Source organism: Chania multitudinisentens RB-25, from assembly GCF_000520015.2.
Classification (GTDB): Bacteria; Pseudomonadota; Gammaproteobacteria; order Enterobacterales; family Enterobacteriaceae; genus Chania; species Chania multitudinisentens.
On the sequence record NZ_CP007044.2, the window covers coordinates 3,987,304 to 4,014,088 of the forward strand.

Below are 26,785 nucleotides of genomic sequence, written 5' to 3' on the forward strand. Positions count from 1 at the left end.
AAAGGATAATACGCTGCAAATACCCCATTCCACTGGTGGCCACCCTCTTCTCTTCACTCCACTTGATGGGAAGCGGGCTTTAATTTCATATGATATTTGAGAAAAACCAGTGGTCACTGTGTAGTCCCTCCAGTTTTTAGTACCACCGCCAATGAGGATCTCCGGCCAGTTTTTGCCTCGCATAGATAACCGGTGGCATATCACCCAGTGAGCTATGTGGGCGTTCCTCGTTATATTCTGTGCGCCAGTCTTCTGTGAGTTCACGTACTTCAGACAATGTTCTGAACAGATACATATCAAGTATTTCTGTTCGCAACGTTTTGTTAAATCGCTCGATAAATCCGTTCTGCATCGGCTTTCCGGGCTGAATAAAATCGAGTATCACTCCATGCATCTCTGCCCACTCGGATAAGGCTGCGGCAGTGAGTTCTGGCCCGTTATCACTTCGTATATAAGTCGGGTAGCCGCGTTCTGCACTTAATCGCTCCAGAATGCGCACAACACGATGAGCCGGTATATTCAAGTCAACTTCGATTGCCAGTGCTTCCCGGTTAAAGTCATCAACTACGTTAAATAACCGGAATCGCCGCCCGTCGCTCAAGGCATCACTCATAAAATCAACTGACCAACAGTGGTTCATTTTATGTGGAATAACCAACGGCTGTGGATGCCTGTTCGGTAAGCGTTTTTTTCCTTTGCGTCGGAAGTTGAGTTTTAACAATCGATAGATCCGGTAAACCCGCTTTGCATTCCACAGTAATCCTGCTTGGCGTAACTTATTGAACATAAGTCCAAAACCATAGGCCGGATACTGATGCGCCAGTTTTTGTAGCGCCTCAACCACAGGCAGATCCCGTACTGTGTTCGGGCAATAATGCAACAGGCTTCGACTGATACCGATAATCCGGCACCCGCGTCGTTCGCTGGCCTGATGTTCCGTCATGACGTAACGCACCAGCTCACGCTTTTCGGGTACCGTTAAAGTTTTTTTGAAACAACATCCTTAAGAATTTCATGATCTAAGCTCAAGGAAGCATACATCTGCTTTAACCGACGGTTTTCCTCTTCCAGCTCTTTCATTCGTTTGATATCAGAGGACTCCATGCCGCCGTATTTAGATTTCCAGTTATAATAGCTGGCTTCCGACACACCGTTTTCACGGCACACATCCTTCACATGCCGACCCCCTTCAACTTCTTTCAGGACCCTCAGGATCTGAGTTTCAGTGAAACGCGCTTTCTTCATGATGAGCCTCCATTGGTTGCATTTTAACCAGAGAACTCCATTAAGCGGTAAGACTAAATTCAGGGGGGACTACAGGTCACCCCACTCTGCATCCGAGTTAAAACCAAACGTACCAATCACACAATAAACCCCTTCACCAATACGTTCAGTAGTTACTGGACTGACTACATGTAGTTGGCTATGTTACATCCAAGCCAATCGACAAGGAAAAGTGATGGATACGGTTGAACAGGTAAAGGGATATTTTTACAAAGGTTACTGGAACCTGAAACCAGATGAGCTGTGGGCACTCATTCTAATTGATGCAATGAGTCAACATTTAGAGATTGGTGTAACAGCAGCGGCAGGGATTATTGCCGGATACCCCATATTGCCAACCCCCAGCAAACCCGCAGGTGCCACTAAAGGAACAAGCATTGCATCCATTCTTTCTAGAAAGATGCTGCCAAATGCCAGGCTGCCACTTGGGATGCAGATCCCTACAATTACTGGCCGTATTTCGAGTATGCGTATCTCACGCACTAATAAAATTGGAGCCATTATCGGTCGCTATGTACCCTGGATCGGGTATGGTGCTGCTATCTGGTATGCTCAGGCTATATTGCGGGATACCAGTCAAGTTTTTAACAGCATCGTCGCACCGAAAGACCGCATTCAATGGACATATTTCTGATGAGCATTGAAAAAGAGATAATTGATTATATTTTCGAGCAACATAGCCCACGAAAATATTATCTATTTGGCTCACGGCCAACGATCACGCTTGATACCGAGTTGACAGAAGCTGGTATAGATATCCTGTGGGAAGATGCTGAAGACACACTTGATTATTATTTTAAGCACTGGAAAGTAAAACTTGAAGGGTTTGATATAACGCGTTATTTCGATCCTGCCTTTTTGGGTTCACCTGAACCAGATCCGCCGCTAAAACCTCTATATGTCTGGATGCTTGTTGAGTCCGCCAAAGCTGGCCGCTGGCTCTATGACTGACAAATGGCCGGGAGAAATTGAACTGCACCCTTAAAGTTGGACAATAAATCCACAGGGTGCAGATTTTCATGCGAAGAAAATATTCCGTAAAATTCAAGGTGCAAGTCGCTAAGCACTACCTTTCACGAATCGAGGGAGCAGACTTGACGGCAAAGAGATTCAAGATCGATCATGGTACTGTCCGTAAGTGGGCTGAGGTTTATAAGGCTCATGGCCATGATGGTTTTGAGACGTCGTATCATCGTTTTTCTGCCGCCTCGAAGGAGGCTATTGTTCTTGATATGTGGGAGAATCATCTATCATCGCGACAGGTTGCTGCCAAGTATAAAATTGCTCCACCTACTGCTTCAAAGTGGGAAAAGTTGTATAACAGTGGCGGGATAGATGCATTGCAAGGAAACCGAAAGGAGCGACCGCCGATGATAAAAACCATCAAAATCACACCCAAACTGCCAAGCACACAATCGTCATCCTTCAGTTCCGAACAGGAAGAACTGGAATATCTTCGCGCAGAGAATGCTTACCTAAAAAAATTACAGGCCTTAATTCAGCAAGAAAACGAATTGATGCAAAAGAAAAAGCAAAAATCGTAAATGAATTAAGGCCATATCATGCACTACGCTTATTACTTCTGGTGGTTGGGTTACCGAGAAGTACGTTCTATTATCAACTACAAATTAGTGAAAGGCCTCAGCCTTACACGGAAGAAAAGAAGATTATTTTAGATATATTTCATAAACATAAAGGTAGGTACGGGTATCGTAGAATTACCGCAACAGCCCGTAAATTAGGCTATTGGATAAATCATAAGACGATCCAACGATTGATGCACGAGCTCAATATCGCTTCATTTGTTAGAAGGAAAAAATACCAGTCCTACAAAGGAGTACATGGAAAAGGTGTTCCGAACCATATCCAGCGCTGTTTCCAGGCTTCAGCTCCCAACCAGAAATGGGTAACTGATGTCACAGAATTCAATATCAATGGGAAAAAACTATATTTATCTCCCATTCTTGACCTATATAACAGTGAAATAATCTCCTATGAATTGGGTGATATCCCAAATTTGAAAATGGTTGATAAGATGCTTGGCAAAGCCATTGAAAAACTAAATACTTGCGAAAAGCCGATCCTTCACTCAGATCAAGGCTGGCAGTATCAGATGATACCATTTCAAGAAAATCTTAAAAAAAATGGAATTACTCAAAGTATGTCCCGAAAAGGAAATTGTCTGGACAACGCGGTAATTGAAAATTTCTTTGGGATACTGAAAACAGAGTGCTTTCATGGAAAACAGTTTGTTGATATAACTGATTTAACAAGGGAAATACACAGCTATATTCATTACTACAATCATGACAGGATAAAGATGAAACTTGGCGCTCTGAGCCCGGTACAATATCGGACTCAGAGTTAGTCGTCCAACTTTATGGGGTCAGTTCAAAATCCCGGCCCTCTTACTCCTCTACCGCATTATCGGGTTTATCAGCTACTGGCATTTCAACACGCAAATCAACCCTCCGGCCAACAGGGATATCAACCGGTGTACTGTCTGGTATCGGTACAAACACGGCGTTGCCATTTTTATCAACGGCACCGCTATCCATGCACTCGATGTTTCGCGTTGAGTATGGGCCAGTATCGTATGTTCGGTGATACGTGCGGATTTCAATGCCGCCATCTGGCAAGACTTTAGGCACCACCCACACAAGGCCGCGTTTGTTCTCATCAAGCGGGATTTCTATGCCGTTTCCGGCACCACCCCACGCGCCGTCGCCATTGAAGCCCAGAAGGCCGGAAACCCGGTAAACGGCAGTCGTGATGCGCTCGGTTGTCACCCCCTCACTTTCTGCATTCAGCACACTAGTGGCGTTACCAAACAGCCGGACTATCGGACTCGCGATTTTGATAAATCCGTTCGCGTCAACAGCGGTATTCCCAGCGTGATAAACAGAGTGGTTTGTCGTGCCGACGCGAACTTTTACACCGCTCACGCCCCCGGACACATTCGAGTCGCCCATCAGCACCAACGGTTTTGTCATCGCGTTGACTTCCAATCTATCGCTGTGCCGCAGTATTTTTGCTGTCGCTGTAGTGGAATTTCCATCAGCCGTAGCCAGCACTTGTCGTTACACCAAAGCTGTTTGCTCGGTATCCTGCGCGGGCATATGGTTGTAGCGTGAATGCGTTTACGCCAGTAAAGTTGTTTGACCCAGCTTGTGATGCATCGCCATAAAAATTCCACGTGTACCAGTTACCTGCGTAGAAATTGCGGCGGTATAGCTCGTTACTACTCGTTGCTGATGGGTAATAGAGTTGTGTGTACCCATCGGGATCAATGCCACTTTTATAAACAACCAAGATACCGACTTTAGTCAGCGGGTACCGTAGAACACCCACACTGGGTTATCGAGTCTTTCAAACGCAGCAGCAACCGGGTTTATCTGCGTCAGTAAATCACGTAATTCTCGTCTCTGTTGCGCAGTGGCCTGAGCATTGCTCTTTGCCTCAGACTGCGTTTTATTTAACCCAGCAGTGTATTCCGAAACTCGACGGTGTGTATCCGCCACCGCTTGGACTATCTCTTGGGAAACCTTTATTGTCGCCCTTCCCGATGCGTTAAAACCATCCGCCGCACCAGCCGCGCCTGTGGCCTTTTGCTGGAATCTATCCAGCTCGTTATTACCCCGCTGTAGTTCGTCGGTATCGACGCGCAGGGAGATCGATGCAATATCTGCCATGCCTTGCTCCAGAAAAGTGTGCATTTATCAAAAATGTGAGACATTTCATAAGGTAATTTACTGAGCAGACCAATGAAGCATCACTAAGAATTAAACCTTAATATATTAAGATAACTCCATTTATGAAGCATTCCGTTGACTCCTTGTTTTTAACTCAATGATATTAAGTAGTGCTGCGTCGCCAATAGGCATTATTTGCAGTGCAATAAACAACCTAACCTCTGAGGCGTCTATGACCATAAAAAAAATACCATCATTAGTTGCGGCTTTACTTGTTTTGGCTTCAGTATCTACACCGGTAAAAGCGGTGAAATTTGGAGTTTCAAATAACATAATAAAATATACATTCATCACAGCAATACCAAGCCCAGCCTATATTTCCGTGAGATGTGTTTATCGAAAAGACACATATCAGAACGGTGTACTTAAATCCTCCGAAACGATTTACGAGAGTGGTTTACTAAGTCAAGGATGCAGATACGGTACTTGGACAGCCTAATAGCATCTACTATCTATAATTAATTTATAATAGGCATAGCATAACCATAAGCCATGCCTATTATACAAAATAAGTGAAGCGCATTTCTTATTGATTATGGTGAATTAAAGTCAGTGCGACTGATTCCATAATTCTGATATCCAATAACGCGGTTGCCTCATCCTCTACGCCGTGCAACTTCATCAGCCAGGGCAGGCAGTTGTAATCCAACCCGGTTACCCCGCTCATGCCGGTACGCCACTGGGTCGCCAGAGATCGGAAAACCTGAAAAGTGGGCCAGACACAGGGCCAGACCTCCACTGGATCTGGCTCCACATCCTCAAGCGTTAACTCGAATGTGGCGAGTTCTTCTTCGGAGGGATCAGGCGTATAGAATGCCGAGGCAACCGCTGTCAGTTTTTTTCGCGTAACGCCATCAGTTCACGGGTATATGCCATCGCAATTGCATCAAACGCACGCGGGTAGTTATCCAGCAGCACTGAAACGTTATTCGTTTCGATCATATCGTAGATGGACGTTTGCAAATAAATCAGGGGAAAACTGGGGCGATGATTGCGGTACCATTGAACCTGGAATTACATGCAGTAAAGCTAAGACTGGGAACGGTTATTGATCGCTGCCGGTTGGCCAGTACAACAAATTTCATGATTAGTGCCGGTATCAGGAAAAATAGCCCAGATGGCTCTTTGCACCCAGATGGGTTGACGAAAAAATTTGTTGCAGCACGAAAAGCTTCGGGATTGGAGTTTGAAGAAAACCCACCAACGTTTCACGAGATCCGTAGCCTTGCATCGAGGTTATATAGCGTTGAGAAAGGAGAGGAGTTTGCACAGCGTCTGCTGGGGCATAAATCAGCAGTCATGACCAAGAAATACCTCGACCCAAGAGGGAAGGAATACGTGCTTGTTTAAAAAGACCGGATATAGGTTTTCGTGTATTTTCGTGGAGTGCGATTTTTTATGCTTATAAAACAACAAGATAAAAAAAGACCGAATACGATTCCTTTAGCCGTGAAATTTCAATTTTATTATTTTAAATCAAGTAGTTATGTGATTTTTTGGCTATAAAACACGCCACAAAGCGCCGCATTACGGCCCTTTAAGATCATATAGTTACCTGCTTTATTCGTGAAACCTCGTGGAAATTTCGGAAGGGAAAATGACATCAACAATCTTCATCACCTGCCTCATCCTAGCCGCCGTCATGGTGCTGATCCATCCGGCACTTTGCATCCCCTTCATCATTGTGGCCTATCTGCTTGCAAAGAAGGGCCGCATGGCTCTGGATAGCGGCACCAGCATCGCCCTGGGCATAGTCTGTTTCATCGCCGCTTTGACGGTGTTTGTCATGATCCGTCAGTGGTTAAAATAGGAGTGCCACACTTGCCACATTAATGGCATAGGGATAAGGTGGCTAAAACTCAGCCATAGGGAAATATACAATGGACATGTCAGAAAAAGTTATTAAGGACATCATTCATGATGCCGCTGCTGATTTAGTTGCCGATGCAGCCCGCCGTATCTTTAATAAAGGTGTGGAAGTGAATACCTACACAATTATTGAGTGTTTGGTTGATGATCTAACATTTTCCGAAATTAAAGACGACAAGAAAAAATCCCTTATCTTGTCACTTGCTATTAAAGAGGTGCAATCTCATATCGGAAATAAATAGGTGTTTTTTATTTATTAAAATACGGATTAATCCTTTCAACTGCTTGCTGAGTAAGCGTATTTCGCTTAGCCATGAAGCGGTCAATCCTTTCTCTCTTCTGCTCTGCTGTTAGAGTACGATCAAGTCGCACCAATTCGATCTGGTTATTCAACTGCCGCAACTGCGTCTGCGTCGCTGTCATTCTCTTCCGCTGTGCCAGCTTATCCTTGTGTTCCTCCTTCAACTGCTGGGCCTCTTCTGTGCGGCCCTGCTTCTTGTAAGAGTTAATGGTGCTGTTAATCTGGTTGACCTGTTCCATCAGCCGATAGAAATCCTCTGAGAACTGAGTGGATTTAGCCGGATCATCACCATACCCACGCACCAGAGCCTTAATTACCGGCATTTCATCCAAACGCATACTTGGCGTTTCACCATTATCCTGCATCCCTAGCACAAGGATGTTGGACGCCCCCATGACATACGCCCCTAGGCTGCCAGTGTATCCCTGCACAATGTGATCCAGCATCTTCGGAGATAAACCTGTAGTTTGGCCGATCTCACGCATTAGCAAACTGGTTTGCTCGTTGAATCTGGCACTGGCGATAAGGTTGCTATCGGCCATGTTCTCAATCGGGCCACCTTTGAAGAAATCATAATTCACATAGGCTTCAGCAATCGGTAACGCCACCTGCGGGATGGGGTTAAACGCCATTGTTGCCATGAAGTTGTGCGCCATCAGTTTGCCAAATTTTCCCGGTGTATCCTGCCCTCCTAGTGCGCGGGCAAAGCGTTCCGGCATCGTGCCGTATATCAAGCCGATCTCAAATGGTTTAGGCAGCCGAACATGCAGATCTCCCAAGAAGAAATGCCAGTAGGTGTCCTTATCCCAGTCCGGCAACTCTTCGTAACGCTTATCATCCCAGTTCATGGCCAGCAGTGCCAGGGATGCAGCTGTAATCATGCCACCGCGCTTCATTACCCCCACAGGATCGTCCTTAATCGCACGCCCCAACTTGCTCAACCCTTGCATGCGAGCATTGAAGAACGGCAGCATGTCAGAGAGATTAATCATGATCTTGCTGGCTCCCATCATGTTGAAGTCCATCAGATCACGAGATTCAAAGGCCGCTTGTGCCTTGCCTTTCCCTGCCTCAATAGCAGCATTATAGGTTGCAACACGGTTGGCGTTCTCAACTGCCTCACTAACACCCCGATATTTTTGTAGCGCAGCGCCAATTTTATCCATTGCCTCTTTGCTGTTACGCACAATAGAGGATTCGTGTTCTCTAATTTGACTATCCGTATACCCTTTGCGCCGCAACACACCACGAATTGAACTTGCTGTTCCACCTGGATCGTAAACATTGGAATATCCACCACCAAATGTTGCGCCAGCGAACATCATATCAATCAAAGAACCATCCTTTTTTAGTGCCTTGTTGAGTCCTTTAAAAGAGTCAGTAACCGCTTTAAAACCATCTTGGTTTATCGACCAGGAATGCAGTGAGTCACGAATAAAGTTACGAACAATGAAGTCTGGCATACTGGTTGTGCCGATTGTCAGCACTCTCTTGGCCTGGCGAGCCGCCTTCATGAATGCCGAATTACTACGTTCCAAATCGATCATTGTGAATGCCCTATATAATTCCGGATCCACAACTTTGACCAGTTGTTCATTACCATTGGTAAACACCTTCACCACATCCTTGCCAATGCGCTCAAAATCCAGCTTATTTGGCGAGTCGATCACCTCCAGCACGCCGGTATCTGCAAGATTAACTACGGCACGACGCATCGCTTCATTCTTCATCGAAGCATCAATCGACTTTGCTACATAGTTGAAAAGGTTCTCAATCGGATCTTTGATAGTAAGTTCACTGCCTTTTAACCGACGAACGGTACTGCTTTGATTAGCAATACCACGTGAAGTCCACGGCCCCCTAACCTCACCGTTTTCAGCTTCACGGTAGTAAGGTAGATACCATGCACTTTCCCAATTTGCGCGGCTCGTCGGATCAATCAACCCCATATCCTGTTGTAGATCCAAAATTGACTTGATGAATGCGTCGTATTTTTTCTTCTGGGCATCAAACAGCACTTCATTGCCTTTGTTTAGCTCTTTCATGTAGACGATTTCATCAGCAGTGAAGTTATTCTCTTTGCCCTCGGCCATTAACCGCTCAGAACGATGGCCAGCAATCCACTTTAAGAAGTTTTCGCGATGATTGCCAAGGCCATCAAGAATACCGATCAGTGAATCTTCTTTGCCGGTATTAGCCTGGCGCTCAATAACACCTTCGGCCTTGTTGTATTTGGGCAAACCATGCTCAAGCGTGGCCGCCGTTACAGAACCAGCACCCGCCGCCATACGCGCGCCAACATATGCAGATGATCGAGCATCGGATTTACCAGCAGCATCTTCGGCGTATTTCAATGGTGCCATGCCGTCGAAGGTTTTAGTATTCAGCCTGCGTCCAATCTCATGGAGCCAGCTCTTGAGTTCGTCCTTATTCTTGCTCCGCATCTGGCCAAAGAAGTCTTTCGCTTTATCGACCTTCCCCCTTTCAACGTTAAATCCCATCTTGTGGTTGGTGATCTCGTCCATTGTTGGTGCACGAGAATACAGAGCATCAGTACGGCTAAACGTATTATCAAACTCACGCGTGCCAGGCTGCTCTCCTTCATACATCGCAGTACGCTTGAATCGGCCAGCTATGGAACGCAAGATATTACGGATCTCCGCTGGCGTGATATCGCCTGGATTGAAGAAACCCATTTTGCGGAATGCATTGGTGATAGTAGAAACAACGCGATCCCACACCGCCCCCAACCCGGTCAGCTCTGATCGTTCGGCCATATGAGCCAGGAACTCATTGGCTTGCACTTCTGCGGATTCATTGCCATAGGATTTCTTCACTTGCTTCCAGACATTCTGAATGTCAGCATTCTTGCTATCGCGCGTCTGATGCAGCACCCGAATGATGCGGTCGTACTCCACATCACCGATCACGGATGCCAACCCATGGTGCGCTAAAATCTCATGTCGCAACTTAGCACGCAGTTGGGTGCCGTCGGCAATGTTATCGGCCACAACAATCACCCGACTAAGCTCAGGTTGATAAATCGCGTGTACAGTACCGAACTCTTTCGGTATGCCGTTAGGCATCATGTCAGCCGCTTCCGTTTGCGTCTGAACAACTTCAACCTTAATCTTGGCCGCACCATTCAACCGGCGAACCCAGTAATCTGCAACTCGCTGAGCATATACTTTCGTCATCCCTTTTTCTGGCTTGCCACCTTCGACGTCAAAGCTTCCTTCTGTGATAATATTGCCATCGCCAATGTCAGCCCCGTCGCGAGAATACAACGCGATCCCCTTTTCTGTTGGCTTGGTTTTCAGCGTCTTAAACAGCGTATCAAATGCAGCACGAACACCACTGTTCAGTTCTGCCTCAGTGGGATAAGCATACGTTTCAGGATTGGCATGTTCATACGACTTCTTTAGGTTAACAAGATAATCATTGCTGATGCCTTTGGCTTCGGCGCGCTCAAGGATATAACGCTCATAAGCTCGAGCTGCCATTTCCAGATCCGTTGACCAGTAAGGTTTGCTACGTAGTTCATCCAACCTCTGGGCTCGCGCCACCATCCCGCTTTCATTGATGGCTTTCTTCACCCCTTGAAACGCATCCCAAACTTCTTTGCGAACCGGATGCTCAGCGACCACTACCTTTCCATTTTTGACCTGCATCCGCTGCCGGTGGCGGCTGGTTGCGAAAGTATTCCCACGACCGCCTCCGACATCTGCCTGTCCAAAGTAGTTATCAAGTGCATGGAACCACTCATGCGCCAGTGAACCAGCCCCTTTTGATTTGGTCAGATTGATCACTGCTTCACCGGGCTCATAGTGGGCTTTCACAGAATTGGGGCCACCACGGCCACGCGCACCAAATGCTAACCCGAGCTCTCCATTCAATGAGATTGCCCTTGCCGGGACACCGATAATATCAGCCATATCCATTAGGCTATCGTAAGCGTCATTCAGTTCTGCTTGGCGGCGTCCAGGTTCAACATAGTTGCCAAATTGAACGCCACGAAATCCAAACTCATTGTCAAATTTTTCTGGCGTCACATCAGAGGTGCGCCTTAACTCACCTATTCTTCGCTCGTTACTTTCTCGGCGTTGTTCTGCTCTTGCCTGCTCACGCTGCTTTGCAATCTGAGCCTCCAATTCCGCGCGGTTTTCTTTCAGATAATCGCGAGCAGCACGCGGATCCTTAAAGCCACCTTTGACGTTTGTTACGCCGCTGGCCCCTTTGTAGCCAATATACACATCTCGCGTCAGGCGATTGGCATAGATACCAAGATCGGTCTGTTTTGGAGCAGGTGCACGGCCACTCTCCTGCTCGATATACGCGCGGGCCTTTTCCATGAAGGTAGCCTTGTCCGTGTCAGCCACCCCGCGAACGCTGGCACCTTTGGCCGTTTCCAGCTCATAGACCGCATGACCGTTTGGATATCTCTTGCCATCATAAACAGAATAGCTTGAATGGCTAACGCGGTACTTTGATGCGCTGGCCATCTGCTCGGGTGGCAGCGAAGCAATGAGATCGTGAGTATTTTTCATACCCGCCAGCGCCCCGCTGCTCATTCGTTGACGTAACTCATCAATGGTGACTTGCCCATTCAGCACCTGAGATGACAGCGTTTTCATTGCGTGAGTGGAGTCTACCCAACGTTGCAGGAGATGTTTCGGTTTAGTTGCAGGGATCTGTGCTCGAAGAATAGCGATCATCGCAAGTTTGTCATGGCTTACGCCATCTGTAGACATCTTGCTGTAGTCTGGCTGCGGAAACAGTTTAGAAAGCGGTTCAGTACGATACTGTTCATCCGTAGTTTGCTGTTCCATGGCTTCAGAGAACTTACCCCATTTGTGTTTCGCTGCACCTTTAATCTCTTCACCAAAGTCATCAATCCGGTTTGTTTCTTCTGGAGTGGTCATCTGCCGGTTCTGAACCTCAGGCTGCCGGGGATTTACCGTCAGTTGAGTTGCTTCAGTTTGACCAGATTTATCAATTGGCATCCTGACACCAAAGCCACCCTCAACAGGCTCTACAGCAGCTCCAGGCGTTTTCCCCCAGCGGGATGCGCCAGCGGCTCGTTCCGAGGCAAATGGCTTTCCGCTGGCAGAAACGATCAGTTCACCAGCACTATTGTCAACCTGGGGTGTGGCTGTTACTTCTTTTGGCGGCATACGAACAGCAAAACCTCCTTCGACTGGCTCAATAGATGAACCTGGAGTTTTTCCCCAACGCGAAACGTTGGCGTAATGTTCACTCGGAAACGGCCTACCGCTGGACATAAACATCAACTCCCCAGGCAATTGCCCCTTAGCATAGGCTTCCGTTTGTGCATCAACAGGTGTGCCATTAACATGATGCCGACCATCCGGTAATGTGCCAGATTGGTTATTCGCACCAACGGCATTAGCATACTCACGTAAATTACGCTGATTACGAGTTTCCCCTCTCGTAAATGCAGGTGGTTCTCCTGACTGTATCTCATCAGTATTATGTGTTGGGCCATCGGTAAAAATGATGTTCCTGTCCTCAATAGCGTTTGTTGGTACCACTTCGCCATCATAGGTTTGGTTTGCGCGTCCCACTTCACTACTTGGTTGATTTTCACGCGGAATAAACTCCTGCCCCCGCACTCGTTCACCTCCGCTGAACTGCGGCCCAGTACCAGCCTGCACCTCATCAACATTCACATTAGCTATTTCGCCAGGCATGGCGATCACCGAGGTTTGACCGGGTGCTGGCAGTCGCGGGATGAGCTCTTCACGAGCTTGATCTGCACGCTCTTGTGCTGCCAACTCTTCTGGCGTGAAACCTTGATCACCAGCTTCAATTTGCTGCTGAATCAACTCTTCTGCTGTTGGAGATACCTGTTGTTCTGCCAATGCCTGCTGAACTTCGTTATCTTCGGCAAAACCTTGGATACGCGGATCTTGGCGCAGGTATGCAGGGATATCACGGAAATTATCAACGCGTGTCGCTGCTGCGCCTGCGGCCTCTTCGTTGGCAAACTGCCCTGGCGTTGGCTGCGGTGAAGCGTCTTGTTGTGCGTTGATGTCCGGGGTGGTGACCGGCGGCTGTTGTTCTGGTGCTGATCGACGACCTCGGACACCGCTACCAGCCCCTATGGCACCACCGATCCCCATGCCCACTACTGCCTGGTTGAAACCCGTCAATAGAACATCTTTCATGGGATCAATTTTTTGCGCAGCCTTACCAATGAGTTCTTGGTTCTGGGTATAACGTAGCCCAGAACCTTGACCATACTCCGTGATGCCTTCTGCAGCGGCACCTAAAACCCCACGAGTCCCCATTCCTGTAGCTCTAGGCAATAATCCAGATGCAACACCTCTTTGTGTCATCATGCGGAATAACGTGTGGTCACCTAAAGTGGACGCCGCTAAATTTAACATCAACATTTTCGGATCAGCAGTAACTGCACTCGCGGCTTGATCCGCAACCTGGCTGCGTGCCAACGTTAACTTTTGTGTGTCGCTGAGGTTGGCGTTCGCGGGGTTAGTATCGATGCTGTTAAAAGCCTTTTGAAATGTTGGGCTCTCAATCAGATCGTGAAACGGTAGGATATTGATCTGTTCGCGCATATCATTACCGCCACTACCCTGCGCGCTGGCCGTCATGGCACCGACGAATGCTGTTTTACCTGCCCTGGCGGCTGCCAATTCAGCAGTTTCCTTGGCCATTTGGCGCGCAGCCTCCTCCGGTAACTTTTGGCTCAACCTGTTGAACATTGCTTTTTCAACAACATTGCGGGTCGCAGCAGAGCCAAGCTTAGATGTTCCTCCAGCGACAAGTATCTGCGTGACGGTGGGAATCGCATTCATCAGCCAGGCGTCTTTATCAAAGAAGCCAGAGCCTAAATGGAAGTTTTTCTCTTTATCCTCCACAACAAATGGCATGGCTGCCGCCTGCTTTGCCCCCTCGCTGTAGCCACTCTGGATAGCCTCAGTAGCTGCGCCTGCAAGTTTCCCCGCATGGTTTATTGTTGCCGATCCAGCCTCTGATAATACGTTACCTGAATTATCACGCATCACTTGAAGCATCGCTGGATCCACTTTGATATCTATCAGTGGCTTTTTCTCTCCTGAGCGATAATCAGCAGCTTTTCTGTCAAGGAATTCATTACCGGCCTCAAAGAGTTGCGCACTTGATTTGATCATTTCAAACGGCGCGGAACTCACTGCACGCATAACATCTCCAGCACCAATACTCGGATCATTAACCACTGTTTTACGTCCAGCGGCCTCGCGAGCTTTGCGCACTTGTTCCCAATCAAACCCGGTATGGGTAGTTTCACCTGGTTGCCGGATGTTTAGGGATTCGCGATTTGCATTTTGTATTTGTTCTTCAGGTCGCTGTTGTTGAGGGTCATTGGCCATGTTTGGCTCCAGAGTTTATGAGTTTTGTCGTTACAAAAAAGCCCCACCAGGAAAACCTGGCAGGGCCAATTTGAGGCATAAAAAAACCAGAGTTGCTTCTAAGCACACTCTGGCATCTTTCTGTAATCTAGCGCGTTATTTATTCCCTGTTAAGCGGTTTAAGTGTTTGCTGTGATTTTACTCCCTTGAGTAAGCTCCATCCGAGTAGCGCTGTTGTTTGCACTGTCTCTATCTTTGTGTCATCGTCACAATGCGAAAGTAGCTCAAGCAACGCCAACACACTTGCAATCCTATCCTCTCCCCCGAACATCATAAGCACACCAACCTAAACGACAACGACGCGGCGATGGCTTCAGTGTAAATTGTGTATTGATAATCAAATTCAATGTATTGAATTCCATCCATAGTAATCACCTCGGCTATACGCTAATGAATACTATCTACAATCGCAGATAATATACTGTATCTCCTTGGTGTTAAATATAAAGTGAGGCTTAAATTTGTAATTTTTATTTATGATGATAATTATTGTTTTGTTTAGATGTACTTATCAATCAGTATATTGACCAGCAAAATATCAGCTAATGTAAAAAAATGAAAATTCATTTCACATCTCACTTTATGAATATATAATTTCCTTTTCATTTTTTACGTGATTAATATCACAAAAACACAACAAAACCAGTGGCCTATTATAGGCCATCCAAATGAAATATATAGTAAAAAATTTTATGGCCTATTTTCGGCCACTTAGTTGTTAGAGAATTATGATAACACCAGAAAAAGCACACATAGAAATAATCGTAGTTAAAGAAATAAAACTTAGATTACAAACATGTAAACTTAGTAAAAAATGGCTTGCTTGCAATCTAAACATGGATTACGGCAAAATTAAACGTATTTTAAATGAAAAACATGATCAGCAATTATCACTCACTGTTGCTGATCATATGCTTAGACTACTAGGGAGTAATTTACAGGATATCATTGCACTTTATGCTATTGATGAATTAACAAAAAATTCTAAATAGCTTTAGAAAAATAAATACTTAAAGCTATTGATTATATCCCTGTCATTTTCAGGAGTGACGGGAAGAATGAAAAAATATTTGTTCATTAATCACCCTGAGATAAACGACGGAACTCTCTTAATTGTTGAGCTGTATGTGAATTTTCTTTTGACTCTGGTAATTGTTGAGGTGTTTCTCCAGCACCCGAGGGAGCCGCAGATCCTTTCTGATTTTTCCAAGACTGAAATGCTTGTATATCTTCCTGCTTTGTCATATCTGGCGCTTCTTTGAAAGTCTGCTGATATTCAGCAGAGAATGCCTGATAAGCAGGATCATCTGTTGGTAAAGATTTAGCATCTTGTCCATAGGATTGTAACACTTGATTTTGTAACTGGTCATACTGCGCATTAATTGCCGGGATATTTTCAGGTTCTGCTCCCGCCAAAGCCTTAGCTCGCGCCTTGCCCACTTCAAGCATGTCACGACGAAATCCCTTGGACTCTTCGCGCACAGCTGCTTTATCTGGCGGATTAATCATGTTGTTGAGAAACTCTACACGTGCTGGTTGGTTGAGCTGCCCGACCATTTGACTATAACCACGGATCTTGTCCATGATGTTGGCAACAGGAATTTGAGCAACTTGGTCATCACGCAGATCAGCAGAGCCGTAATGCGTCATTGGTTTACGTGCACTTGTTCCATCATCATACTTGACGGTGAGGCTCGGGATAATGAATTGCCCATCTTCGCTGACACCAATGTGTCGCAACTCTTTGCCAACAATCTTCTTACCGGTTTGAGGGTCAACTTCACCGATGCCGCGTCTAATGTCTGTCGATAAAACTGAGTCCATCAATTTAATAACCTTCGGCTCGTTATAGTTCACGTCGCCTGACAACACTTTTGGCATCACATGGTTAATTTCCATCACGTTATTGATGGCATCCTGCCCGAAGAAGCGACTGGGATTAAGTGGGTTATCTTTCGAAATCTGGGAGTAAAGTTCTGGATCTACCTTTCCTGTTTCTTCCAGTTGCTTATAAAACGTCTGCACAATGGGCATTTCGTTCTGCAACCTCTGGTTGCGATCTTCCTGCATCATTTTGTAGTTATACTCCTTCTGGCGCATGCCCAGCTCTTGCGCACGCAAACCGAGTCCGGCGCGGCTGATACCTACCTGCTGCTGGTCAAGTGCAAGCTTTTGCCCAAACTGCTGATCGCTAACTTTGTCGCGTTCCTGCTTATAGCCAAATTCCCGCTGATCCCTTTCCTTGCCGTAATCGAAATCAGCTTGGCGCAGACTGAAATTTCGATCAGAGTCTTTAACCTGGTGCTGGAAAGCAGCATCACGGAGCCCCATCTCTTTGTTACGGCTAATGGCCGCATCTGCGGTATTGAACCCTGCCAAGAAACCATCTGCCAGACCTTGAACGCCCATATCGTCTCCTTAAAACAACGCACTCATCAATAGACCAGCAGCGGCACCGATCCCCATACCGATCGGGCCTCCCATGGCTCCATAAGTAGCACCAACCGCTGCCCCCATCCCGGCCCCCATGCCCGCCATGCTCATCTGCCCTTGCTTCTGCTGGGCTTTCAATTGCTCATTGGCCTGTTCACGCTGAGTTTCTCGGCTTGCTACATCACTCAGCCCTTGCAACGCCTGCTGTCTAGTTTGGCTCGCAATATCAATTAAGCCGTATCCCATTAGCTGTTACTCCCACCGCCGATGTTCATTTGCTGTCTGAGACTAGCACTGCCGCCAGTCAGAATGTTCATTTGTCGATCTTGCTCACCTTCGCGGATGCCGTTCTTCGCGCCCGCTGTCGCCAGCGCGGAGCGTAAACCCAGGCTGTTGTCACCAACCTTCTGATCTTGGTTCACGCCATACCGCGCCATTTGATTCTGCTGTCCTACCTGCGCGGTATTGAGCGCTTGCTGAGTATTCGCATCAGCACGCGCCAGTTGGTTATTCATCAACTGGCCGCTGGTCGATAGTTCCATCAATTCCTTCTGTTTTGGATAGAAACGGTTGTACCAGTCGTCATATTGCTCGCGGATGAGGCGAGCATAGGTGTCTGCTGCTTGTCCCATAACTCACCTCATGTATAGCTTTTCCAGTTGGTTGATAACCCCATACCACCAGTGCTGCCCGTACCCCCGTTAGCACTACCAAAAACACCGCTTGAGCTTGCCGATGCTGTTGGCATGGTCGTGACCCCGCCGATGCCGTAAGTACGTGCTGCTGCTCCACCTACCGCACCAATCACACCAGCTACAGCCTGCCGATCACTGAGCGACCGCTGAGCATCGTTCTGCGCCTTCTGTAAACTGGTGTTCGCTATGTTGCTATAGCCAGACAACGCATCTGCTTTCTGTCCAGAACCCATAGCAACAACATCTTGCAAGCCAGCGACATACTTATCAGCCTGGGAACTCTGCGCGCGGTTAGTTGTATCGATCTGTCCAACAACTTGATCAGAGGTAATATCGTTCAACGCCTCCTGAAATTTGCCACTACTGGGATCAACACCGCTGGCAGCAAGATTGGTCGCTGCCTGCCCCCTGGCTTTGCTGAATTCAGACTGATAGCCAAGATTGGTATCAGCAGCAATATCGGCGTATTTTTGTTCATTATTCAGCTTATCAACCTTAGAAATAAACAGATTTTCAAATGGCTTTAATTCATTGGAATAAAGATCCCACTGTCTCGCCGCAACTTGCGCTGCTGCTTTTTCGTTCGCTGTTTCTTTGACTTCGGTACTTCCGCCGCCCTTCCCCATATTCACCTCACACCGGGATCCGGAACTTCATTAAACCATCTTCATCAGGCAACCGCTCAAAGCCTAGCTGCCTCGCTTTCCTGATAAAACCTTTCCTCACTGTATAGAACTCTGCCCAGCGGCCACCAATCATCCGCGTTAGCTCTTGCACCTTAGGCGTGTAGCGCTCCAGTCCATCCCTACTGATACTCACCCCAAGCCAGACAACTACGTAGGGAATGCCGTCACGTGATCGCGGTTTCAACACAATTCGAGCATCATCTGAGCCAAAGCAAAACGCCTGCTTTTCCCGGCAGGCGTTTTGGATTTTCTCTAATAGCTGTTTGTCTTTTGAGATTGCCGCAGTTCTGATAATCATTTTATCAAGAGTCTTAATCATTATAGCGGCCCACTTGTTGCCAGCACCCGACCTGATTTATAAATCCCAATAAATGGAATAGCATATTCTATTCCACCAGTTGAGTTTTGAAGATTATTCAATATTTCTGGATGCATATAGACACTACTTTGCCAACCAATTTCAATATTCATGATCAACTGGTGTGTTTTATCTCTTCCTATCGCCGGTAAAAAAATACCTTGTAGCTTTTTATTCATCGGCCCATTCCCACCACCGTTACCCGTATCATGGTATGCCAGCTGAATATCCTCCACACCAGGGCTGCGAAGAATAATTCTGAAGTGATTCCTATTAAAACTCATCGCATTCACAAATAAATTACTGTCCATTACGCGATCAAAATCTTCGCCAACAATATAAAGTAGTACATGATCCCCGGCGATACTGCTCCATGAATACCCTCCATATCCTGCTAGATCCGGAACGGGTGGCAAGCTTAATCCGCCACTTTGTGCGTTATATACATCACCTACCAACTTATTTGCATAGATGGTACCGCGAACATCACTGTCCTCAGTGATCAGGACATTCCGGAACGTCGCTCTCTCAGCATAGATATCGTAAAACCATCCACCATTAGCAGTCATAAAGTTCATGCTGGCATTGGTCGCCACCATGTTGCCGTTTTCATCAACCGTGAAGAGCCCATTTTCAATCCGTGCGGAGCGGAGCAATGGTGTGATAATTTCGATCCCAGTAACTACTCGATCAGCTATCAGGTTTTGCGCTGCATTTGGATCAGTCTGCGCAAATGTGCCATTCGTATCATTAAATGGCCCTGGAACGCCGTTTGCATTGATATGACGGATCCAATAATACACCCCTGGCTGTCCAGTATTCTGAGGATCGCTATAAACCCCAGCCGCCTCAGTACCCACAAGCACCGCATTAGCCAGATTATCGTCGCTACTGCGATAAATCTCAGTGAGTGAATGGCCGCTATACTTTGGCATGTCCCATACCAGCGCAATGAATGAGAACGCACCATAGGCAGTGAAGCCGGTTGGCCTGATAGGAAATTGCGCTGGCTTATTGGCCCCCGACCCACCCCATCCAGTCGGTGGAGTGATCCCCGGCACTAATGACACCTGACCATTGCTGACCACGCGCTTTGATGCCAACCCCAGATCAGCGAGTTCACGAACAGTAACAGCACGATCAAGCCCATTACCGCGCTGGCCGGTCAGGGTTTGGATGTTTTCAGCGACCGTAGATAAATCAGTGCCTGAGCGATACCGTCCTTTACTCATGCTGGCATCTCCTGCATTGATGTCGATAGTGTTATACGGTCAACTTGGCCGCGCCCCCACGTTTCCAACATCCATTTTCTGCCAGTGATGGCCGGTAACTTGATCATGCTATCCCGCATTGAACCAGGAGCCAAAGTAATTGCCACTCTACCGTCAACAATGATGTTGATCCCAACGAAGAACAGTTGATCGCTCATCACACGCAGGCAAGAAAATGAGGTGTCGTATGGCGCAAGGAATTGTTTGGAGCGCCAGCGCATACTGATCGGCATTTCACCGCCATAGAGCGTATACAGTTGCTTGCCTTTGACGATATAAAGCGTATCGCTCTTTTTATCGTTGTAGCCCGCATCAAAGTGATTCGACAGGTGGCGGATATCCATAGCCTGCGGATTGAAGATAAAGCCTTCGGTACCGGCTGGCGTGTCATACAGTGCCAGATATTCGTTTTCCACGCGCCAGGCGCGGATTGTTGTCGGGTTATACAGCCTTCGCCACTGCCGTTGTTCAATGATTTTTTCCGTGGCCACCATCGCATTGCCTGATGCATCGATCGTAACAATCCCGTTTGGCGAGGCGTAGATAGCAAAGCCGTCCATCGCGACCATTGACTGCCTGGATACGCATGCCAGCGTGATATTTGGCTCTGAGTTACTGATATTCGACGGTGTGATGCCGCTGAACAGATACGGATCGCCCTCGGTTCCCACAATAAGGGATGTACCGATCGGGGCTATGGCCACAATCTTGTTTTTCGTCGTCTGCCGGTTCGCGGGCTTCCAGGCATACGGGAGATAGGCTTCAGAGAACATAACCTCATCGCCTTCAAAGCCGGCGCAGATACCGTTAGACATAGTACATAACCCGATCATGCCATCAGGCGGCATCATAAAATCATAGGTTTCCAGTACGGCGCTAAGTTGCGATCCGGCCAGATTGTCCTCAAAAATACCGATGGCGATGCCTAACTCAGCCACCAGCAGAAAATCAGCAGTGCTATCACTGGTTGCAGATCGATAAATCCGCCGACGGTTGATATTGCTGTTCTGGGTGCCGGGCGGCTGAAGGTGGAGTGTTACCGTGCTGCCAGGGTAAACAATGGTGATCTCTGCTGATGCGGGGCCGGGCGGCCCCTCTTCGCCATATGCCGTAACATAAGTTTCCACATAGAAACGGGTTTCGTCATCCGTTGGATCATCTTCACCCGGATCGGCAGGCGGTGTTACGCCACCTATGACTATTGGATTCTCCGGCGCTGGCACGCCTAGGCGAAAATATGCGGCAGGAAAATTGCCGTTATCTTGCGTCGCTATGCGGTTGCTTGTGACCTTTGGGTAAGAGCCGTCGGTGAAGTAAACGCGCTCATAGTCATCATTCGCCACCGGGCTACGTATGGCATCAACAATGCCGTTCCATGCGAACCACACATCATCGTGATAATTGAAGATAGTTCCTGGTGTGAAAGAGAATGCTTTCGCCTGCTTTGCATCTGTCGTGTTCGGTGTGATAACGCCATGGCGAAAATGACAGTCGCGAGCGAGGGTTGCAGCAGACTCAGGCAGCAGATGCGCTACCATGCGCTGTATCTCACCGCTCATAGTTGTGATATCGATGCTTGGCATTGTTAGCTCAATTTATCCTGAGAATTAAATAACCGTAACTTTTTGAGTCACTCACATTGACGACAATTGTGTTCGTCAACGACTCTGACAGCACTGCAACGTTATCTGATTTTTCGACGATTTCGAACGAGCGCCCTGCATAATCCGGCGGAACCGGAACCCTATCTATTCCATGCGCGTGCCAGTCTACATAGAGATAATCAGCTCCGTTAGTTCGCACTGCGTAATGAGCTGTCCGTGCAGACGAGTTAATCAGCAGATTGCGGTATCCAACAGTGCTGTAATACTGCCCGGCTGCTAGCGCCCGAGTGCCGTTATCGATAGCGGAGAGGTACACTTTTGTACCGTTGTTGCTAATCTGCATCGCTTTTACTGTTGCATTCGTCCTGCGCACACTGAGCGATGTTGAGCCCACCGGTAAATACCCCATCGCAAACCCAAATCGGTCTGACAATTGAATCAGTCTATCGGCAAGGATGCCTGTCGGCTCACAACGTGCTGGCGTTAGATTAACTCTATCAGTCCATCCCACTGTGCTAGATGAGCCGATATTCGCAAAATCAAAATTCAGGCCAAACTGGGTGAATGGCAATGCTTTTGGAATGTAATACTTCACAGCGCCATCATTAGCTGAGCCGCGAACAGCTTGCAGAAACATTATGTCCTGTAGCGGCACACCGTCTTTGAGCGTCAGAAAATCTGTGTAAATAGTGCAGTGAGCGTCACGGTCGAACGCGTATGAAATTGATACGTGAATTGCGGCATCGCCATCCGGCGTGATTACGCCACTCGCGCCGTAATTTTCATACCACGCCACAATGCTGGCTTTATCCATGATTTCATACGACTCCGAAAAAACAACGGAGTCGCGATATGAAAAAAATCCGGTTTTATCTGTAACGGTTACGCCGTCAATTTGGCATGATATTTCCCGATTTTTAATCGGCGGATACATTTGCGTAGTCGTTGCAGCCGTGCCGACAATATTTGCTGTAGACACGCCGCCAGATACGCGAGTTAATACCCCAACGGGAACCGCTGAATTATCAGTGCGACTCGTCAGATATACAGCATTAACAGTGTCAATACCGACAAGCACATATTGCATGCCGCCGTTAGAATAAATACTCCCGATATCTGCTGTTGTTTTCCCATGCGCCGTCGCTGTTATTTTTGTCATTGAAAACCCATGGTTTGCGCCGATTGTCGTACCCAACGCACGGTACGGCGCAACATCATCTGTCATCTGCCGAATTTGCACATTATCGATATAGTCGCTGCGGAAATTGAAAACGTTTGGCGTTGTTAATGACTCAGCGGGGAACGGAGTAAATGAGCGACGGACTTTTCTGCCCTCACGAAATACTTCGACGTAGCTTTCCGCTAACCCATCCCCACCGAGACGTAAAACAGGGGATATTGCATCAGTGCTGGCGTCTAATAAATCCTGTAGCTGCTGGAAAAACTCAGCGTTTGAACCCTGACCATCCCAACCCAAATATGACTGAATAGTTGACTCTGTCGGTAGGCGAATATCAGTAGCATGATGCACAAAAATGCCGGTGTGATATCTAACGGCTGGCGAATCAGGGAAATATGAATTGCTCGCAGTAAACCCGATTGTTAACCTCGTAATTTCCGCCGCTATTGCATTAAAAACGGCAAAATAGAAACGAGTTTTTGCGTTGATTTGAACATGCCCCCAGCTATTTGCGCCCGTTAATATTCCGTCCTGCGTTATTGTAAATCCCGCAGAACTGGTTAGATTTGGGAATGTAGCGCCGTCGCTGGCATAAACAACTGTGCCGACGAGCAACTTTTCACCCGGCGCGGCATTTGCGACAACTGATATTGTTGCTGCGTTGCTGTCAAATCGTGATGCTGTATTTCCGCCCGAGGGCGGCGTGACTCTAAATCCGCCTGCAATGCCGATATCAGACAACTCATGTATATGAGACACGGATTCGAAAACGCCGGAGCCGTAATATGTCCATGCTGTTTGCATTTCCATCGCGCCGTTAGTTTCAAAGTTGCGGATAAAACTTGTCGGCAACCCCTCAGTTTTTGTTTCGAGCGTATTTATGCGCTCACTGCCACTCAAAACATCTGCTGATATAGTATTCATTCTTTCGGCTCGAATAGAATCTAAAACATCCCACTCAAATGTTTCGAGTAAAATCGGCGCATCAGATAATGCAAACGTTGGTGCACAAATTAATTTAGTTTCGCCGCCAGTCCCAAACCCACCCGCCCCTATTGCTAGTGCTGTCACTCCGCTGCCTGTCGGTATTCTCCCTGACGACACTACGCGCAAAATATTGTCAGATAATCGCTCAACACTATTGACTAACCCATCGCTAATTATATTTGTTCCGGTCGTTATGTATTGATGATATGTGCCGACAACTGGCGTGATTAATTCAGAGTTGTAAAAAAAACAACTCATAATAACGTAACGTCCGAGCCAGCTCGCCGGAATTGGCACTAGAACATGAGTAGATGTACGGCCCGAACTGTAAATACCGTTAATAACACCAAGTTCGTTTAAATATTCATTTGATATCGGTGTCAGCGTGGCGGAATAGCGCGAACTCGGAACAACACCAGCGGCAAAACCAGAATCGGGGTATTGATTCTGCAATCTAACTGGAGCTATTGCGTCTCTGAAATAGCTCTCAGCCGGAAATACCCTCCCCGTCGCCACTGCAATACCGGATGCATTTTGGTACTCATCTGCGATCGAATTGTCAGATATTGAGCGAATAAAGAAAAATCTACCGCTTGGGATATTACCTGACGTGATAGCGGTCTGCGCATCAGCAAGTGTAGGATAAATGTTGGCTGTAATTGCGGCATTCTGTGCTGCTGTCAATGCAATGCCAGCATTAATGGCGGCATCAGCTTTTGCCAAAGATGCTATTTCGGCATCATTAGCGGTTGATTCTTTCGCAAGTTCGGTCGATTGCACTGCATCATCAATTTTACTGAAGCTGGTAAATAGTATCCCCGCCTGTGCTTGAAAATAACTCCAGTAATCAGCAGGTATCTCTGCCATCATGGCGTCTTGCAGTAGGAGAGCGTTGATTGACTTTGGTATCGTCAAGTCCGTGACCCCGATCATGCCAGAGAACCAGTTGTTACCCTCCTTTGACACGGATACGGCATAGTTGCCATTATGCAACGTAAACGAGTAATGCCCGTCTGCGTCTGTTTTAATTGATAATGGCGTTCCGCCCAATACAACCAGGCTTGTAGAAATCGCAGTGAGCACAATGTCAGCATTACCGATCACATTTCCAGCTGACGATTTTAAAATGCCATCAACGAGAATGCTCATACTTGGTTACTCCCATTATATTGCTCGCGCTTTCTGTTTCCTAAAGCCATATCTGCCTGCGTTTTTATGCCGAGCTGATCGTTAAATGCTTGGTAGTGTTGCTGCGCCAGTTGGTTGTTTACAGCACCGTTTTGCGAGTCTTTGCTGAAACAGCGATACAGCATCCACTCAATGATCGGGTTGGTATAGAGCTCGTCCAGAGGGACCAATTCGCCACTTTCCACCTGGCTGATGGTGGCCGGAACAGGAACGCGAGAAATAACGGCATCAAGCTGCGCGCCCTCCACCGCACCAGGGAATACATAGAATGTCTTTGGCGTTTGCTCGTCGTAGCAATAGTTTTCAATCATTCCACTACTGAAATGCCAGTCAGGAAACTGCGAGTCCAGTACATCACGAGGGGCTGGGCGCACTACGCGGCCACCGACAACGCGACTGACATCCAGTAACCGGTTGGATCCATCCGGTAACTGCTGCTTTGTACCCGCAATACATGTCAGTATTTCGGATGTCTCACCAGCATCTGGCCGCACAATGATTACGGCCCGGATCGCGTCGTTGTAGTAATCAAGCAACTCGGCCTTTGTCCAGCGCATCCACGCAACATCAACGAGCTGCGTGTTAACGCGCCCGATAACCTCGGCAATTTTTTGCATTTAGAAGAACTCGTGCTTTCTGACTGGATTATGGAAGGAAGTGACAGGAGAGTTATCGAGAGCATCCCTGTAGGCCCGGCGATACCCCTCAACAAACTGCGCGTTAAAGAAGGCAGCACGCTGCGGATCTGACCATGGCTTGCCGGGCATCATGAACAAATCGTTCAGTGCGCCAGCGGCAACCACATCAAGATAGTCATCAGCCAATACATCCGGCACTTCCGATACGCTCCGCCGTGGCTCAACAGCAACGTCGATATGTACGCGGCCAAGCGGCTTGGTAAACGCGATATGGTTGGCGGAAATGACGGTAAAATCAACGCCCGCGTCCAGTACCAGAGGTGTGATATCGGGGTTACTGAGTTGACCAGTCAGATCGATTACTCTCAGGCGCTTGACGCATTTCACTAGCGTGCTTTCTGTTAACGCAATCGTGGCGCCAGGGATCGCATCTTCAACTTGCAAGCTGTCACGGACTATCAAGGACTCTCGGCAGAACGTTATGGCCGACTCCAGCAAAGACTGCCGCATCATAATCTCCAGCGGCCCGTTGATGTGCCGCCGGAGTGCTGGCAGAAATACGTCAAGCGAGGCCATTACTCAGCACCACCTTCAGTACCGCCGTCCTGTTTCGTGGCGGCGGCTGCCTGTTTGGCGTTGATAGCATCGCGAACGCGAGTGCGGAACGCATCAACCTTCTCCTGCGCCCCCTTCACCAGATCAGGTAACTCTTCCGCTTCTACAAGTGTCGCCAGTTGCACCGCTGACAGTTTTGCCAGATCGATGTCATCGTTACCAATCTTGACCACAAAGCTGTTCATCGCAGCTTTCTGAGCTAATCGAATCTGCTCCAGTCGTTCCGCTTCTTCACGCTGTGCAGCTTCATTGTCTTTTTGCTCAAGTGCGGACTCCAGTAACTCTGCCTTGATAAATACAGTGGGGAACTCAAGCAGGCGATGTGCTATCGCTGATTCTACATCAACGGGCTCATTACGGGGGAATACCAGGCGACTGCCGGTGATCGTATCGCGCTTTTTATCTTTCGGGCCAATGTAGACCACAGGAATAGTAATGGACATGAGGTTTGCTCCAAAAAATAGGCCCGCACATGGCGAGCCTACTGAGGT

At 47.6% G+C, this 26,785-nt stretch carries 24 protein-coding genes and 1 pseudogene; 7 read left to right on the forward strand and 18 right to left on the reverse strand.

The features are described 5' to 3' along the window. Positions 1-136: 136 nt before the first annotated feature. Positions 137-1,245, reverse strand: a protein-coding gene (locus Z042_RS17490; protein WP_154666899.1) for an IS3 family transposase whose coding sequence is annotated in 2 segments (ribosomal slippage) — positions 137-993 and positions 993-1,245 — 1,110 coding nt in all. Because the reading frame shifts where the segments join, the coding sequence is not laid out codon by codon here. 214 nt (positions 1,246-1,459) lie between these two features. On the opposite strand from Z042_RS17490, the gene Z042_RS17500 reads away from it, so the two are divergent. The 3 genes from Z042_RS17500 to Z042_RS25715 all read left to right on the forward strand — a co-directional run bounded on the left by Z042_RS17500 (position 1,460) and on the right by Z042_RS25715 (position 3,652). Beyond that, on the forward strand, positions 1,460-1,918 hold the full coding sequence (locus Z042_RS17500) for an STM2901 family protein (RefSeq protein ID WP_024914520.1): 459 nt from the start codon (positions 1,460-1,462) through the stop codon (positions 1,916-1,918). Next, positions 1,915-2,235: a DUF1493 family protein gene (locus tag Z042_RS17505; protein WP_024914521.1), complete on the forward strand. Its 321-nt coding sequence runs from the start codon at positions 1,915-1,917 to the stop codon at positions 2,233-2,235. Before Z042_RS17500 ends, Z042_RS17505 begins: the two co-directional genes overlap by 4 nt. A 68-nt stretch (positions 2,236-2,303) precedes the next feature. After that, a protein-coding gene (locus Z042_RS25715; protein ID WP_154666938.1) for an IS3 family transposase occupies positions 2,304-3,652 on the forward strand; the annotation gives its coding sequence in 2 pieces (ribosomal slippage) (positions 2,304-2,772 and positions 2,772-3,652; 1,350 coding nt in all). Between the two features lie 40 nt (positions 3,653-3,692). Here Z042_RS25715 and Z042_RS17520 read toward each other — a convergent pair. The 5 genes from Z042_RS17520 to Z042_RS26115 form a co-directional block, all read right to left on the reverse strand. Continuing rightward, complete coding sequence (locus tag Z042_RS17520; RefSeq protein WP_154666986.1) at positions 3,693-4,256, reverse strand: phage tail fiber protein; 564 nt, start codon at positions 4,254-4,256, stop codon at positions 3,693-3,695. Positions 4,257-4,610: 354 nt separating this feature from the next. Then, on the reverse strand, positions 4,611-4,976 hold the full coding sequence (locus Z042_RS17525; RefSeq protein WP_024910318.1) for a hypothetical protein: 366 nt from the start codon (positions 4,974-4,976) through the stop codon (positions 4,611-4,613). A 120-nt stretch (positions 4,977-5,096) separates the two neighbouring features. Then, a complete protein-coding gene (locus Z042_RS17530; protein ID WP_154666987.1) occupies positions 5,097-5,330 on the reverse strand; it encodes a hypothetical protein in 234 nt (77 codons plus the stop codon). 232 nt (positions 5,331-5,562) lie between these two features. Beyond that, a complete protein-coding gene (locus Z042_RS17535; protein ID WP_024910316.1) occupies positions 5,563-5,775 on the reverse strand; it encodes a DUF1799 domain-containing protein in 213 nt (70 codons plus the stop codon). A 92-nt stretch (positions 5,776-5,867) separates the two neighbouring features. Continuing rightward, the gene (locus tag Z042_RS26115) at positions 5,868-5,978 is read right to left on the reverse strand and encodes a phage tail assembly chaperone (RefSeq protein ID WP_154666988.1); all 111 of its coding nucleotides are present in this window, start codon (positions 5,976-5,978) and stop codon (positions 5,868-5,870) included. Here Z042_RS26115 and Z042_RS17540 point away from each other — a divergent pair. The 3 genes and pseudogenes from Z042_RS17540 to Z042_RS17550 all read left to right on the forward strand — a co-directional run. Continuing rightward, positions 5,964-6,386: pseudogene (locus Z042_RS17540) on the forward strand (tyrosine-type recombinase/integrase); the annotation flags it as partial. The gene Z042_RS26115 and the pseudogene Z042_RS17540 overlap by 15 nt on opposite strands. 247 nt (positions 6,387-6,633) lie before the next feature. Continuing rightward, the gene (locus Z042_RS17545) at positions 6,634-6,846 is read left to right on the forward strand and encodes a hypothetical protein (protein ID WP_037405530.1); all 213 of its coding nucleotides are present in this window, start codon (positions 6,634-6,636) and stop codon (positions 6,844-6,846) included. A gap of 70 nt (positions 6,847-6,916) precedes the next feature. Beyond that, the gene (locus Z042_RS17550; RefSeq protein ID WP_024910314.1) at positions 6,917-7,147 is read left to right on the forward strand and encodes a hypothetical protein; all 231 of its coding nucleotides are present in this window, start codon (positions 6,917-6,919) and stop codon (positions 7,145-7,147) included. A 7-nt stretch (positions 7,148-7,154) separates the two neighbouring features. Here the strand turns inward: Z042_RS17550 and Z042_RS17555 are convergent, their stop codons facing one another. Further along, positions 7,155-14,600, reverse strand: coding sequence for an LPD38 domain-containing protein (locus Z042_RS17555; RefSeq protein WP_024910313.1), 7,446 nt, complete (start codon positions 14,598-14,600; stop codon positions 7,155-7,157). Between the two features lie 767 nt (positions 14,601-15,367). Between Z042_RS17555 and Z042_RS17560 the strand changes: the two genes are divergently transcribed. Beyond that, positions 15,368-15,631, forward strand: coding sequence for a hypothetical protein (locus Z042_RS17560; RefSeq protein WP_024910312.1), 264 nt, complete (start codon positions 15,368-15,370; stop codon positions 15,629-15,631). 85 nt (positions 15,632-15,716) lie between these two features. On the opposite strand, the gene Z042_RS17565 is transcribed toward Z042_RS17560, so the two are convergent. Genes Z042_RS17565 through Z042_RS17615 form a run of 11 tightly spaced genes read right to left on the reverse strand, consistent with a single transcriptional unit; the run spans position 15,717 to position 26,737 of the window. Beyond that, the gene (locus tag Z042_RS17565) at positions 15,717-17,048 is read right to left on the reverse strand and encodes a hypothetical protein (RefSeq protein WP_024910311.1); all 1,332 of its coding nucleotides are present in this window, start codon (positions 17,046-17,048) and stop codon (positions 15,717-15,719) included. Between the two features lie 9 nt (positions 17,049-17,057). Continuing rightward, positions 17,058-17,318: a hypothetical protein gene (locus tag Z042_RS17570; RefSeq protein WP_024910310.1), complete on the reverse strand. Its 261-nt coding sequence runs from the start codon at positions 17,316-17,318 to the stop codon at positions 17,058-17,060. Continuing rightward, positions 17,318-17,704, reverse strand: coding sequence for a hypothetical protein (locus Z042_RS17575; RefSeq protein ID WP_024910309.1), 387 nt, complete (start codon positions 17,702-17,704; stop codon positions 17,318-17,320). The genes Z042_RS17570 and Z042_RS17575 overlap by 1 nt, the downstream gene beginning before the upstream one ends. An 8-nt stretch (positions 17,705-17,712) precedes the next feature. Further along, entirely contained in the window at positions 17,713-18,393 is a 681-nt protein-coding gene (locus Z042_RS17580) for a hypothetical protein (RefSeq protein WP_024910308.1), read from the reverse strand. A gap of 7 nt (positions 18,394-18,400) precedes the next feature. Beyond that, positions 18,401-18,772: a hypothetical protein gene (locus Z042_RS17585; protein ID WP_024910307.1), complete on the reverse strand. Its 372-nt coding sequence runs from the start codon at positions 18,770-18,772 to the stop codon at positions 18,401-18,403. Then, positions 18,772-20,043, reverse strand: coding sequence for a phage tail protein (locus tag Z042_RS24620; protein WP_024910306.1), 1,272 nt, complete (start codon positions 20,041-20,043; stop codon positions 18,772-18,774). The genes Z042_RS17585 and Z042_RS24620 overlap by 1 nt, the downstream gene beginning before the upstream one ends. Then, positions 20,040-21,665: a hypothetical protein gene (locus Z042_RS17595; RefSeq protein WP_024910305.1), complete on the reverse strand. Its 1,626-nt coding sequence runs from the start codon at positions 21,663-21,665 to the stop codon at positions 20,040-20,042. The genes Z042_RS24620 and Z042_RS17595 overlap by 4 nt, the downstream gene beginning before the upstream one ends. 7 nt (positions 21,666-21,672) lie before the next feature. After that, complete coding sequence (locus Z042_RS17600) at positions 21,673-25,002, reverse strand: prophage tail fiber N-terminal domain-containing protein (RefSeq protein WP_024910304.1); 3,330 nt, start codon at positions 25,000-25,002, stop codon at positions 21,673-21,675. Continuing rightward, positions 24,999-25,658 carry a phage adaptor protein gene (locus Z042_RS17605; RefSeq protein WP_024910303.1) on the reverse strand — a complete coding sequence of 220 codons (660 nt, stop codon included), beginning with the start codon at positions 25,656-25,658 and terminating at the stop codon, positions 24,999-25,001. The genes Z042_RS17600 and Z042_RS17605 overlap by 4 nt, the downstream gene beginning before the upstream one ends. Continuing rightward, the gene (locus Z042_RS17610; protein WP_024910302.1) at positions 25,659-26,255 is read right to left on the reverse strand and encodes a hypothetical protein; all 597 of its coding nucleotides are present in this window, start codon (positions 26,253-26,255) and stop codon (positions 25,659-25,661) included. Continuing rightward, entirely contained in the window at positions 26,255-26,737 is a 483-nt protein-coding gene (locus Z042_RS17615; RefSeq protein WP_024910301.1) for a hypothetical protein, read from the reverse strand. Before Z042_RS17615 ends, Z042_RS17610 begins: the two co-directional genes overlap by 1 nt. Between the last annotated feature and the right edge of the window lie 48 nt (positions 26,738-26,785).

Bases quoted from the DNA above. Each gene is read 5' to 3' on its own strand.
- Z042_RS17520 (WP_154666986.1), bottom strand. From the start codon at position 4,256: ATGGGCGACTCGAATGTGTCCGGGGGCGTGAGCGGTGTAAAAGTTCGC.
- Z042_RS17570 (WP_024910310.1), bottom strand. From the start codon at position 17,318: ATGGGATACGGCTTAATTGATATTGCGAGCCAAACTAGACAGCAGGCG.
- Z042_RS17525 (WP_024910318.1), bottom strand. From the start codon at position 4,976: ATGGCAGATATTGCATCGATCTCCCTGCGCGTCGATACCGACGAACTA.
- Z042_RS17500 (WP_024914520.1), top strand. From the start codon at position 1,460: ATGGATACGGTTGAACAGGTAAAGGGATATTTTTACAAAGGTTACTGG.
- Z042_RS17605 (WP_024910303.1), bottom strand. From the start codon at position 25,658: ATGCAAAAAATTGCCGAGGTTATCGGGCGCGTTAACACGCAGCTCGTT.
- Z042_RS17585 (WP_024910307.1), bottom strand. From the start codon at position 18,772: ATGATTAAGACTCTTGATAAAATGATTATCAGAACTGCGGCAATCTCA.
- Z042_RS17595 (WP_024910305.1), bottom strand. From the start codon at position 21,665: ATGCCAAGCATCGATATCACAACTATGAGCGGTGAGATACAGCGCATG.
- Z042_RS17550 (WP_024910314.1), top strand. From the start codon at position 6,917: ATGGACATGTCAGAAAAAGTTATTAAGGACATCATTCATGATGCCGCT.
- Z042_RS17610 (WP_024910302.1), bottom strand. From the start codon at position 26,255: ATGGCCTCGCTTGACGTATTTCTGCCAGCACTCCGGCGGCACATCAAC.
- Z042_RS26115 (WP_154666988.1), bottom strand. From the start codon at position 5,978: ATGATCGAAACGAATAACGTTTCAGTGCTGCTGGATAACTACCCGCGT.
- Z042_RS24620 (WP_024910306.1), bottom strand. From the start codon at position 20,043: ATGAGTAAAGGACGGTATCGCTCAGGCACTGATTTATCTACGGTCGCT.
- Z042_RS17600 (WP_024910304.1), bottom strand. From the start codon at position 25,002: ATGAGCATTCTCGTTGATGGCATTTTAAAATCGTCAGCTGGAAATGTG.
- Z042_RS17575 (WP_024910309.1), bottom strand. From the start codon at position 17,704: ATGGGACAAGCAGCAGACACCTATGCTCGCCTCATCCGCGAGCAATAT.
- Z042_RS17555 (WP_024910313.1), bottom strand. From the start codon at position 14,600: ATGGCCAATGACCCTCAACAACAGCGACCTGAAGAACAAATACAAAAT.
- Z042_RS17545 (WP_037405530.1), top strand. From the start codon at position 6,634: ATGACATCAACAATCTTCATCACCTGCCTCATCCTAGCCGCCGTCATG.
- Z042_RS17560 (WP_024910312.1), top strand. From the start codon at position 15,368: ATGATAACACCAGAAAAAGCACACATAGAAATAATCGTAGTTAAAGAA.
- Z042_RS17580 (WP_024910308.1), bottom strand. From the start codon at position 18,393: ATGGGGAAGGGCGGCGGAAGTACCGAAGTCAAAGAAACAGCGAACGAA.
- Z042_RS17565 (WP_024910311.1), bottom strand. From the start codon at position 17,048: ATGGGCGTTCAAGGTCTGGCAGATGGTTTCTTGGCAGGGTTCAATACC.
- Z042_RS17615 (WP_024910301.1), bottom strand. From the start codon at position 26,737: ATGTCCATTACTATTCCTGTGGTCTACATTGGCCCGAAAGATAAAAAG.